9 protein-coding genes are annotated in these 12,688 nt (G+C 48.9%); 7 read left to right on the forward strand and 2 right to left on the reverse strand.

The features are described 5' to 3' along the window. Positions 1 to 53: 53 nt before the first annotated feature. Positions 54 to 1,430, reverse strand: coding sequence for a glycine--tRNA ligase (locus tag AB1I50_RS08040; protein ID WP_407723528.1), 1,377 nt, complete (start codon positions 1,428 to 1,430; stop codon positions 54 to 56). A gap of 316 nt (positions 1,431 to 1,746) precedes the next feature. On the opposite strand from AB1I50_RS08040, the gene AB1I50_RS08045 reads away from it, so the two are divergent. The 6 genes from AB1I50_RS08045 (at position 1,747) to nrdG (ending at position 9,983) form a co-directional block, all read left to right on the forward strand. Further along, positions 1,747 to 4,161, forward strand: coding sequence for a pullulanase X25 domain-containing protein (locus tag AB1I50_RS08045; RefSeq protein ID WP_407723529.1), 2,415 nt, complete (start codon positions 1,747 to 1,749; stop codon positions 4,159 to 4,161). A gap of 515 nt (positions 4,162 to 4,676) precedes the next feature. Further along, positions 4,677 to 5,270 carry a cyclase family protein gene (locus tag AB1I50_RS08050; RefSeq protein ID WP_407723530.1) on the forward strand — a complete coding sequence of 198 codons (594 nt, stop codon included), beginning with the start codon at positions 4,677 to 4,679 and terminating at the stop codon, positions 5,268 to 5,270. Next, positions 5,270 to 5,926 (forward strand): HAD family hydrolase, encoded by a 657-nt coding sequence (locus AB1I50_RS08055; RefSeq protein ID WP_407723531.1) that lies wholly within the window; start codon positions 5,270 to 5,272, stop codon positions 5,924 to 5,926. Before AB1I50_RS08050 ends, AB1I50_RS08055 begins: the two co-directional genes overlap by 1 nt. Further along, a complete protein-coding gene (locus tag AB1I50_RS08060; RefSeq protein WP_407723532.1) occupies positions 5,923 to 6,543 on the forward strand; it encodes an epoxyqueuosine reductase QueH in 621 nt (206 codons plus the stop codon). Before AB1I50_RS08055 ends, AB1I50_RS08060 begins: the two co-directional genes overlap by 4 nt. 708 nt (positions 6,544 to 7,251) lie before the next feature. Then, positions 7,252 to 9,447, forward strand: coding sequence for an anaerobic ribonucleoside-triphosphate reductase (gene nrdD, locus AB1I50_RS08065; protein WP_407723533.1), 2,196 nt, complete (start codon positions 7,252 to 7,254; stop codon positions 9,445 to 9,447). Then, positions 9,447 to 9,983, forward strand: coding sequence for an anaerobic ribonucleoside-triphosphate reductase activating protein (nrdG, locus tag AB1I50_RS08070; protein WP_407723534.1), 537 nt, complete (start codon positions 9,447 to 9,449; stop codon positions 9,981 to 9,983). The genes nrdD and nrdG overlap by 1 nt, the downstream gene beginning before the upstream one ends. Positions 9,984 to 10,139: 156 nt before the next feature. On the opposite strand, the gene AB1I50_RS08075 is transcribed toward nrdG, so the two are convergent. Then, positions 10,140 to 11,810: an O-antigen ligase family protein gene (locus tag AB1I50_RS08075; RefSeq protein ID WP_407723535.1), complete on the reverse strand. Its 1,671-nt coding sequence runs from the start codon at positions 11,808 to 11,810 to the stop codon at positions 10,140 to 10,142. Between the two features lie 114 nt (positions 11,811 to 11,924). On the opposite strand from AB1I50_RS08075, the gene AB1I50_RS08080 reads away from it, so the two are divergent. After that, positions 11,925 to 12,581, forward strand: a complete 657-nt coding sequence (locus tag AB1I50_RS08080; RefSeq protein WP_407723536.1) for an HAD family hydrolase — start codon at positions 11,925 to 11,927, stop codon at positions 12,579 to 12,581. Positions 12,582 to 12,688 lie beyond the last annotated feature (107 nt).

Genomic DNA, 12,688 nt, shown 5'->3' on the forward strand with positions numbered 1-12,688 from the left:
AACCGGCTTATGTTCCCGACCGAAATTTTCCATTATCAATTATCAATTTTCAATTAATATTTTACCTTCTCCGCAATATACGCGCTGAGTTCTTCAATCTTAACGCGCTCCTGCTGCATTGTGTCTCGGTCGCGGACGGTTACGCAGCCGTCGTCAACCGACTCAAAGTCGTAGGTAACGCAGAACGGCGTGCCGATTTCATCCTGACGGCGGTAACGCTTGCCGATTGAGCCTGTCTCGTCAAAGTCAACCATAAAGTCCTTGGCGAGCATTTCCTGAACCTCGGCAGCCTTGTCGCTGAGCTTCTTAGAGAGCGGAAGCACCGCTGCCTTAAACGGAGCAAGAGCCGGGTGGAAGCGCATAACAACGCGCGAATCCTTCTCGTCAATCTGCTCCTCGTCATAAGCCTCAACAACGATCGAGAGGAAAAGTCTTTCTACGCCGAGCGAAGGCTCGATAACGTAGGGGATATATCTCTCGTTTGTGGTCGGGTCAAAGTAATCGAGGTCCTTACCGCAGGTCTTGCTGTGCTGGGTGAGGTCGTAGTCGGTTCTGTCGGCAATACCCCAAAGCTCGCCCCAGCCGAAGGGGAAGAGGTACTCAAAGTCGGTAGTCGCCTTGGAGTAGAAGCTGAGCTCCTCCTTCTCGTGGTCGCGGAGTCTGAGGTTCTCCTCTTTAATTCCGAGCGAATAGAGGAAGTCGCGGCAGAAGCTTCTCCAGTAATCGAACCACTCCAAATCGGTGTCGGGCTTGCAGAAGAACTCAAGCTCCATCTGCTCAAATTCGCGCACACGGAAGATGAAGTTGCCGGGAGTAATCTCGTTTCTGAACGATTTACCGATCTGCGCAACGCCGAACGGAACTTTTTTACGTGTGGTTCTCTGAATATTCTGGAAGTTTACAAAAATACCCTGCGCGGTCTCGGGGCGGAGGTACAGCTCGTTTTTGGTGTCCTCGGTAACGCCCTGGAAGGTCTTAAACATCAGGTTAAACTGGCGGATATCGGTAAAGTTGTGCTTTCCGCAGTTGGGGCAGGGAATCTGCTTTTCATTAATATAGTCGGTCATCTGCTGATTTGTCCAGCCTGCAACGCTTGTGCCGTCAAAGTCCTCGATAAGATTGTCGGCGCGGTGACGGGTTTTGCACTCCTTGCAGTCCATCAGCGGATCGGAAAATCCGCCCAGATGTCCCGAGGCGATCCAGGTCTGGGGGTTCATAAGAATTGCGGAGTCAAGACCAACGTTGTACTTGTTCTCCTGCACAAACTTTTTAAGCCAAGCCTGCTTGATGTTGTTTTTAAGCGCCATACCGAGCGGACCGTAATCCCAGGTATTGGCGAGTCCGCCGTAAATCTCAGAGCCGGGATATACAAAGCCTCTGCCCTTGCAGAGCGCAACGATTTTTTCCATTGTCTTTTTGGAGTTCTCCATAAACGTACCTCGTTTCTATATTTAAATAGTATACAATAGAAATTTTACATTCAAAACGCGCCGTTGTCAAGCCTTATTTGCCCAAAGCGCCGTGTTTATGCGGTAAACGCCCTGTTTGCCGTCGCTTTAATAATTTACCGGCAATATCTCCGAGGCAAAATGACAAAACGGAAAGAAATACTTTTGTTAATAATAACGTTATTTTCCTAAAAAATCATTACAATATTTCTAAAAAAGACTTGTAATGCTGTAATTTTTGATATATAATGTAATTACTCAAAATATGAGTTATTTAAGAAAAGGAGGACTATTCGAAATGAAAAAGTCAACAAAGTTCGTAAGCTTGTTGCTTGCGGTAATGCTCACAGTTTCCACATTTGCAGGAATCGCTGTGTTCCCCGTTAGCGCCGGCGAAGGCGGCGAACAACGCGTTTATTTCCGTTTTCCTGACGAAAGTGTCTGGACGCACAAGGGATTAAAGAATAACGCCAGAAACGGCAAAGGCGGCGTTTATTGCTATGCTTACGCTATCTACGGTAACTCTAAGCCCTATGCGTTAGGATGGAAGACAAGAACTACACAGTGCTATTTTGTCGAAGATGACCCAACCCTGTACTACTTCGATCTTAACAGTATCGAAGACAAGGGACCCATCGAGGACGGCGCTGACTACGGTATCATCTTCTCAACCGATGCCGCAGGACAGAACCAGACCTGCGACCTCAACCTCACAACCGAATGCATCGGTCACAAGGTAATTGTTACTCCGTTCAACGGCGTGGTTGACCGTGAGAACGCTGAGGACTCTAAGAAGAGAGACCACTACGCTACTTGGGAAGGTATGTCAGATCCTTACGGACCGAAGGCTACTATTTCTTCACGCGGCGCTCTTATGCCCGGTTATTTCCCGAAGAACCAGCCCAAGGCTCAGCAGATTTCAAACGCTCTTAAGAAGTTCCTTACCAACCCCACAAACAACCCGTACTTCCAGTACGAGAATAACATGAAGCTTTGCGAGGCTCTTAAGGTTACTCCCCAGGAAGTTTACGACCAGTATCTTGCAGATAACAAGGACAACATCACAGGCGAGCCCGAGACCGACAAAACCGTTCCCTGCCCCTTCTATCGTTATATGTACATCAACGATAAGGAGAAATTGGTAGAGGGCAAGCTCGCTGCTCCCGAGTACGTTAGAGAGGTTCTCGGCATTACAGACGAGGAGCCCACAACTACCGAGGAGCCCACAACAGTTAAGCCCGACGAGCCTGTTTCTACCGTAACTGTTACAGCTAACGCTACTATCAACGTTGGCAGCGAAGTTCCCGGTTCACAGAAGTTCAGCTATCCCGACGCCGGCTACGGTATCAGCAACCTTTCATTCTCAGACTACGGCACAGACTTTGAGTACGGCGCTGAGTATAAGCTCACCTTTATGGTTGAGGCAAACGAAGGCTATGTACTTACAGAGGATACAGAGGTTAACCTCGCAGTCGGTGACGATTCAATTGCTCCTTACTCCATGGATAAGGAATTTAATCAGGACGGCACTATCACAGCTCACTTCTTCTTCAAGATGCCCGAGGCTCCCACAACAGAAGAGCCCACAACAGAGCCCGTAGTAACAGAAGAGCCCACAACTGAGCCCGTAGTAACAGAAGAACCCACAACAGAGCCCGTAGTAACAGAAGAGCCTACAACAGAGCCCGTTGCTACAGAAGAGCCCACAACTGAGCCCGTAGCTGCATCAACCTACACAGTAGCAGGTTCAGACGCTACAATCTTCAACGGCACAGCTTGGGATGCTTCAAACGAAGCTAACGACATGACCTTTAACGAGGCAACAGGTCTTTACGAGATCACATATCCTAATGTACAACCCGCAAAGGCAGTTCAGCTCAAGGTTGTTAAGGATCACGGCTGGGATGAGTCTTATCCCGAGCAGAACGTTTCGTTCAACGTAGACACAGCTTGCGATGTTAAAGTTACCTACAACCCTGTAACCAACGAAGTTAAGGTTGAGGGCGACGGCGTAGTATTTGACGAAGACCTTATTGTTAAGAGCGTAATCGCAGTTGGTAACGGTGAGGATACATACCTCAACGGCGCAAACTGGGATCCCTGCGACCCCGCAAACGCAATGAAAGAAGTTGCAGACGGCGTTTGGGAAATGACAATGGAAAACATCTATGCCTTCGGAAACTACCAGGTTAAGTTTGCTGTTAACTCAGTAGACGAAGAGGGTAACCCCACTTCTAACCCCTGGGCGCACAACTTTGGTACAGAGGAAGAGACACAGTATCCCGTTAACACAGAGCTCGACGCTTTCTATAACGGCAAGAACTGCCTCTTCGAGGTAGAGGAAGACGCATCAACTGTTAAGCTCCAGCTCGACCTCAGAAACTTCGACTTCGCGACCATGACAGGCGCTAAGATGACCATCACAGTTACAGCTCCCGAGCCGCAGGCAGAGGGAACCATCGGTGATGTTAACAAGGACGGACAGGTTGACGCTATCGACGCTATGCTCATTCAGCAGGTTGCTATCGGCAAGACTCCCAACAGCATTTTCAGCAACAAGCTCGCTGACGTTAACAACGACGGCGTAATCAACGTTCTTGACGCTTCTTGTGTTCAGAGATATGCCGCAGGCATGACAAAGAAGACAGGTAACGCAGGCGTTGCTTACGAGGACATCACTCCCGTTTCTGACGATCCTCAGATTATGGAGTAATTCCTAACCGTATTGCATAACCTAAACACTAAGCCTCCCCACCCCGGGGAGGCTTTTTCCGTGGCGGTCGTTGCGGTCGTTGCGACGACGGCGCAAGTCGGGACGGATAAGTCGGTTGGATTGGATAACGCGAATTCCCGAAGGTTAACGACAGCGGACATTTCCATTACCACAAACCTATCCTTTACACCGTAGGGGCGGACCCGTGTGTCCGCCCGTAATCAGACGTTTCCATTACCGCCAACCTATCCTTTACACCGTAGGGGCGTGCATTGCACGCCCGCAGAACAGGAACAATTCATTTGATTCTTACGTTTTTTGTGTGCTGAATTACACGTCCGTTTATCGCGATAAAAACGAGACAACTGGTAAACATTGATTACGCTTCCGCGGGCGTGCAATGCACGCCCCTACAGAATAACATAATCGTAAACTTCCGTTAATTATCCCCCTAATCTTGCCAAACAACCGCCTTTATGTTAAAATATAATTTAAGAAAAATAAGGAGGGGCGTTATGATTATTCACGATATCTCGCGCGATTCGCTTACAACACCTGTGTACAAGGACGATCCCGAGACCGAGGTTGAGTTCCTCAAAAGCATGGACAACCTCGACCAGTACAACCTAAGCTACATCAAAATGACAACTCACTGCGGAACACACATCGACGCGCCGCTCCATTTTTGCGAGGACGGAAGCTCTGTCGACCAGCTCCGCCTCAACACCTTCTACGGCAAATGCACTGTCATCTCCGTCGAGGGAATTCTCACGGGCGAGGATATGGAACGCCTGCTGCCCTACTGCAAGCGCAGAATTCTGTTCAGGGGCAACGGAAAGACCTACCTTTCGCACTCCGCGGCGATTGTCCTTGCCGAAAGCCGCGTAATCCTCGTCGGTACCGACGCCGACTCAATCGCGACGCCCTTTGACGAGGCGCGACCTCACCGCGAGCTTGCACGCGCAGGCATAACGGTTATCGAAAACCTCAACCTCTCCGCAATCAGCGACGGCGAATATGAGCTCTGCGCTTTCCCGATAAAGCTCGGCGGACTTGAGGCAGCGCCATGCCGCGCGATTTTGTTTGAAATGGAAAAAGGACTGAACTGATGATAAAAATTGCTGTTTTTGACCTCGACGGCACGCTGGTAAATTCGCTTACCGACCTCGCTTTGAACGTCAACAAGGGGCTGAAAAAGGCAGGCTTGCCCGAACAGCCTATTGAAAATTACAAAAAATTCGTCGGCAACGGCCGCGAGCGTATGATTAAACGCGCGATGGGCGACCATGCGGACGATGAAAATAAATTTGAGCTTGTGCGCGACACCTTTGACAGCGAGTACAAAATCCACTGCAACGACAACACCTCCGTCTACGACGGTTGTGCGCAAATGCTTGCCGCTCTGAATGATAACGGTATAAAAACCGCCGTGCTCTCTAACAAGCCCGACGAGTTTGTGGATAGAATTCTGCAAAAGCTCTACCCTGAGCACCGCTTTACCGAGGCTTGGGGGCAAAAGCCGCAGTACAAGTGCAAGCCCGACAAAGAGTCGCTCCACGCAATGCTCGCTCTGCACGGCATTAAGCCCGGTGAATGTGTATACATCGGTGACAGCGACGTTGACGTTTTCACCGCGAAGAATTCGAACGTGAAAATGGCAGGCGTGTCATGGGGCTTCCGCGGAAAGGACGAGCTTATCTCGGCAGGAGCGCCGTTTGTCGCGGACACTGCAGAACAGCTCACAAAGTACATTCTAAGCCTATGAACAAGAGAAATTATCAAAAGGAACTCGACCGCGTAATCGAGCAAAATCAGCGTGACGGCAAAACGCCTAAACTTCTGTTACACGTATGCTGCGCACCGTGCTCGAGCTACTGCCTTGAATATTTGTCGAAGTATTTTGAAATTACCGTCTACTACTACAACCCGAATATTTCTATAAAAGAAGAATACGAACACCGCCTGAACGAGGAAAAACGCCTTGTGTCGCAAATGCCGTTCAAAAATCCGGTCAACGTGATTGAGGGCAGGTACGAGCCTTCCGAGTTTTTTGAAGCGGTAAAAGGGCTTGAACACGAGCCCGAGGGCGGAAAGCGCTGTGAAAAGTGCTTTGAGCTCCGCCTGAGCTCATCGGCAGAGCTTGCCGCAAAGCTGGGCTTTGACTACTTCACCACCACGCTGACAATAAGTCCGCTGAAAAATGCGGATTTACTCAACACAATCGGCGCAGAACAAGCGCAAAAGCACGGCGTAAGCTGGCTTTACAGCGACTTCAAAAAGCGCGAGGGTTACAAGCGCTCAATTGAACTGTCGCGCGAATACGACTTCTACCGCCAAAACTACTGCGGCTGTGTATTCTCGAAAAAAACTTTCGTTAATTGATAATTGATAATGGAAAATGGATAATTTCGGTCGTGAACAAAAGTTAGTTTTCCCGAAACGCTTTGTTCCCGAATGATTTAATATGGTGCGAACTTTGGTGACAGCTGCAAGAGCTGTCACTACAATAAAACCTAAAAATTTATTAAAGGCTCCCCCAACGCTTAGCTTTGGGGGAGCTGTCAGCGTTAGCTGACTGAGGGGGCCGGGTGTGAATTAGCGCGAGATTTTCTTTGTAATTCAAAACGTGGAGTTAACGGAAACGCCGCCCCCTCCGTCGCCTAACGGCGACACCTCCCCCATAACAAGTGACGGGGGAGGCTTTAAATATGGATAAATAATTAAACTCTGCAAAAAACCACAACATATAGTGTCTTGCCAAATTGTCAGATACAATAAATTGGTCTTTCTTATTCCAATATTGTCACTTGACTATTAACTTTTTGTAACAAATAATATTGCAAAAAAGCAAAATAGACGGCATAAATCCGCGAAAAGCCTGATTTTTCCTATATTTCGGCGTTGTGTTAAAAGTTTAACTAATAGTTACAACATAACAATATAATGTGTTTAATTCTTTTAGAGAATACTATATATTGTGTTTTCGTGCAAAATAACTATTGCATTTTCCCATATGTTGATGTATAATATATCTCGCACGGAATTTACTGAGATAAATTGAAATTAACATAAACGAAAGGGAAGGACAATATGAAAATCATTAAGCGTAACGGCTCAGAAGAAGATTTTAACATTGAAAAAATTATTAACGCCGTCAGAAAGGCGAACAACTCATCCAACAGCCCGTTTTTGACCGAGGAGCAGATCCTCGACATCTCTGACTACGTTGAGTACAAGTGCAACAAAATAAAGCGCGCCGTATCCGTAGAGGAAATTCAGGATATGGTAGAGGATCAGCTTATGGCAAAGGGCGCGTTTGAGCTTGCAAGAAGGTACGTAAGATACCGCTACAACCGCTCGCTCGTCCGCAAGGCTAACACCACCGACAACCGTATTCTCTCGCTTATCGAGTGCAACAACGAGGAGGTTAAGCAGGAAAACTCCAACAAAAACCCCACCGTTAACAGCGTTCAGCGCGACTATATGGCAGGCGAGGTAAGCCGCGACCTCACAAGGAGAATGTTGCTTTCTCCCGACATCGTAGAGGCTGACAAGCAGGGAATTATCCACTTCCACGACTCCGACTATTTTGCTCAGCATATGCACAACTGCGACCTCGTAAACCTCGAGGATATGCTCCAAAACGGCACGGTTATCAGCGATACCCTGATTGAAAAGCCCCACAGCTTTTCAACTGCCTGCAACATCGCAACTCAGATTATTGCGCAGGTTGCCAGCAACCAGTACGGCGGCCAGAGCATCAGCCTTACCCACCTCGCTCCGTTTGTTCAGATTTCAAGGGAGAAAATCCGCCGCGAAACCCGCGCAGAAATCGAGGAAATGGGCGTAGAGGTTTCTGAGGAAAAGTTCAATGAAATTGTCGAGCAAAGACTCCGCAGCGAGGTTAACAAGGGCGTTCAGACAATTCAGTATCAGGTTGTTACACTGCTGACAACAAACGGCCAGGCTCCGTTTGTCACCGTATATATGTACCTCAATGAGGCTAAGGACGAGCAGGAAAAAGCCGACCTCGCCATGATTATTGAGGAGACCTTAAAGCAGCGCTATCAGGGCGTTAAGAACGAAAAGGGCGTGTGGATTACCCCGGCGTTCCCCAAGCTGATTTATGTGCTTGAAGAGGACAACGTTACCGAGGACGGCAAGTACTGGTATCTCACAGAGCTCGCCGCCAAGTGCACCGCAAAGCGTATGGTTCCCGACTATATCTCTGAGAAGGTTATGCTCGAGCTCAAGGGCGACGTTTACACCTGTATGGGCTGTCGTTCGTTCCTCACACCCGACCGCTTTACCGACGCCGGCGTGGGCAACATCGCCAACGCCAAAAACTATGTTGAAGGTCAGCACAAGTACTACGGAAGATTTAACCAGGGCGTTGTAACAGTAAACCTTGTTGACATCGGACTTTCCGCCAACCGCGATATGACAAAGTTCTGGAGCATTTTTGACGAGAGAATGGAGCTTTGCCACCGCGCACTTCAGGCGCGCCACGAAAGACTTAAGGGCACATTGTCCGACGCCGCTCCTATTCTTTGGCAGTACGGCGCTCTCGCACGTCTTGAAAAGGGCGAGACAATCGACAAGCTCCTTTACGGCGGCTACTCCACAATCTCCCTCGGCTACGCCGGACTTTGGGAGTGCGTTTACAGCCTTATCGGCAAAAAGCTCACCGAGCCCGAAGGCAAAAAGCTCGGTCTTGAAATTATGAAAAAGCTCAACGAAGCCTGCGCAAAGTGGAAGGCTGAGGAGAACATCGACTACAGCATCTACGGCACACCGCTCGAGAGCACAACATATAAGTTCGCAAAGTGCCTGCAAAAGCGCTTCGGCATCATCAAGGGCGTTACCGACCGCAACTACATCACAAACAGCTACCACGTTCACGTAACCGAGGACATCGACGCCTTCGATAAGCTAAAGCTCGAAAGCGAGTTCCAGGCTCTGTCTCCCGGCGGCGCAATCAGCTACGTTGAGGTTCCCAATATGCAGGACAACATCCCGGCTGTACTCCAGGTTATGCGCTTTATCTACGACAACATTATGTACGCCGAGCTCAACACCAAGAGCGACTACTGCCAGGTTTGCGGCTACGACGGCGAAATTTCAATCGTCGAGGAAGAGGGCAAGCTCATTTGGCAGTGCCCCAACTGCGGCAACCGCGACCAGGATAAGATGAACGTTGCAAGAAGAACCTGCGGCTACATCGGCACGCAGTTCTGGAACCAGGGACGTACCCAGGAGATTCAGGAGAGGGTGCTCCACCTGTAATGAATTACGGAGAAATTAAAAATTTCGATATTGCAAACGGCGAGGGCGTGCGCGTCTCGCTGTTTGTTTCGGGATGTACCCACCACTGCAAAAACTGCTTTAATAAGGACACGTGGGCGTTCGACTACGGCGAGCCCTTTACAAAGGAAACCGAGGATAAAATCATTAAGGAGCTCACGCCGGACTACATCAGCGGACTGAGCCTGCTCGGCGGAGAACCGTTTGAGCCCTCGAATCAGGAAGGGCTTATCGAGTTGTTAAGGCGCGTAAAAGCCGAGCTCCCGGATAAAAACATCTGGTGCTATACGGGCTACCTTTTTGATAAGGAGCTGCTCAGCCCGTCAAGGGCAAGGTGCGAATACACCGACGAAATGCTGAGCTATATCGACGTTTTGGTAGACGGCGAGTTCGTGCAGGAGCTGTACAGCATAACTTTGCAGTTCCGCGGCTCGTCAAACCAGAGAATCATAGACGTAAAAAAATCCCTCGCCGAGGGCAAGGTAATTGAATACAAGCCCAAGAGCGGAAGGATGTAAAAAAAGCTGACGAAAAGTCAGCTTTTTTTAATTGATAATGTTTTTTTCTAATGGATAATTGAAAATTGAAAATGGAAAATTAAGGGTCATCACAACGGAAACATACAAATTTAACCGTAGGGGCGCACTAACATGTGCGCCCGATATCGTTAGTTGTTAAGGGAATTTTTTATTATTTTCCCTGCTTTTCCTCGCCATCGCCTCGCACAGCGATACGAAAATAATGAACAGCGGCGTGGTAATCGGTACGGCGATATTTACCACAGCCTGAGCCATATACGCTACAACCGCCGCCGCGAAAGCGAGGACTATCGGATTTTTCTTTGCCGACTTAAAGCCCCTGACAAGCGCGCCACCGGCAAACGCGAGGTACGCCGAAAGTCCGGCGATTCCGATTGTCACAAGGTAGTTGATGTACTCGTTGTGAGCCGCGTCGGTCGAGGAATTGCCGTACTGCTGCAGCTCCTTAAAATACGGCTCGTACACGCAGTAGAAGGTGTCGGGACCGAAGCCGAACAGCTTGTGAACAAAGTCTGCGCCGCCGAAAATATCAAACGCGCGAATCCACATAATTCCCCTGTGCGTGCCCCATTTCGGGCTGAAGCGCAGGAGCTTTTCGTAATCGCCCAGCGGCGTTGTCGTGTCGATAAAGCTAAAGTAAACAAACACTCCGACCGCGCCCAAAAACGCCAGTCCGAACAGACAGCCTGCCGCGACAGGCACAGCCTTCGGCAGTGTAACGCCGGGCTTTTTTGAGCTGACGATGAACAAGATTACGGTTATCACCGCCGAGGCGGCAATCGCAAAATACAGCGCTTTTGAGAACAAAATTGCCGACGGCAGGTTGCCGAGCTTTTTGTAGCTGTCCTCTAAAATCAGCGAGAAAAGCCTGAGCAGCTTGACCGAGCCGAGCATAACCGTGAGCGCGAGAAAGTAGAATTTCAGTCTGTCGGGCTTTCTGATGAACACCACGAGGAACACCGCCAAAAATACGGCTGTTCCCAGCAGCCCCGAGTCGCTGTCACCGATAATCAGCGCCATTGTGCCGAGCGCTGTCGATACGAGGTAAATCACCCTGAACAACGGTCTTTTGGTCACAACCGACATCGTAAAAATAACCGGAAGCGTTACGCAGATAAAGCCCGATAGCATATTTTTGTTGCCAATTGTCGCGAAAAATTCCATAAACACGTTTTGCTGAGTTTGGAAATTCGCGAACATATTGAGAGGGTCAATGTAAAATCCGTTGAGCACCGTCAGCAGATACACAATTCCGCCGGAGCAGGCAAGTCCGATGAAAACGAATTCGGCGTAGCGGTACAGCCGCGTGATTAAAAAGTACACGAGCACGTAGAATAAAATCAAAATCAAGCCGTTGTTTCGCCCCTGAGAGTAGCCGCCGATGGTGGCTTCTCCGAAAAACGCGAGCTCTCTGTACGGCGACAGAACCGTTGACACCGCGCAGCATAAAACAAGTGCAAGCGCCGCCCAGTCGGTAAAGGTTATGTTGTCGAAAAATGAATTTTTCGGTTTGCTTTTTTCCGCGGAATTCGCCTGGGTTAAAAGCAGCAAAACCTCGGCAATCGCCGCAATCGCGGTCATCACCAAAAAGAAGTAGTATTTTTGGTGCCTTATTCCGACAAAGCCGTTGTCCATGTGCAAAAACGGAAGCTTGCCGTCGAAGTACATCGCGACGTACAGCGGAAACACCGTGAACATCACGAACAGGTAGATATTAATGAAAACCGCGCTGAGCGGCAGGCGGTTTTTTGCGGATATATTTGAGTTTTCGTGAACCATATCATATGCCTTTCGTAAATAATACAACTAAATTTTATACCTATCGCGCACCGTTGTCAATCAAAATTATCAAGGAAAATTTTCTGATATATTGCGCAGGCGGATGATTTGTGATAAAATGTTATTAAAGGCGGTGATACTGTGAAAAAGTTAATTGTTATCGGATTTGACGGCACGATTGCCGACACCTCTCCGGGAATTCTCTACTGCATGAACACTACCGCAATCGCGATGGGCTACACGCCCGTTCCGAACGAGGCGCTTCACAATATAATCGGAGTGTCGCTCGAGCAGGGCTTTATGGATTTGTACGGAATGAAGCCCGATGAAATTGAGTACGCGATGAACAACTACAGCAAGCTCTACTCGATGAAGGGCGAGGAGATGATTTTGCTCTACGACGGAATTGACGAGGCGCTCAAAAATCTCAAGGACGACGGTTACTCGCTCGCGATTGTCACCCAGAAAAACCAAAAATTCATTCACAATATTCTCGGCGTTTACAAGAATATCGGTGAGCATTTTGACACAGTCTGTGCGTCCGATGTCGATATTGAGCTCGAAAAGAGCGATATGCTCCGTAAGGTTTGCGCCGAGCTCGGCATTATGGAGCAGGACAGTATTTTTGTCGGTGACAGCTATGTTGACGCCCTCGCGGCTCAGGAGGTCGGAATGGACTTTGCCGCCGCGCTCTACGGATTGGGCTTTAGGAGCGAGGACGAGACCAAGCAGTACCAAAACTGCCGCGCCTGCCTGAAAAACGCAGGGGAAATCTACACCAAGCTCTCGAAGCTGTAAGCGGAATTTCAGGTATAAAACGCGCCTGTTCGGGCGTTTCTATTGACAAAAAACAGCGAATAATATATAATAATTCCCAGCAGTTCTTAATGTGCTGCCGGGATAAT

Origin of the sequence: Ruminococcus sp. NATIVEDY161 (genome assembly GCF_045819895.1) — a bacterium.
GTDB lineage: Bacteria > Bacillota > Clostridia > Oscillospirales > Acutalibacteraceae > Ruminococcoides.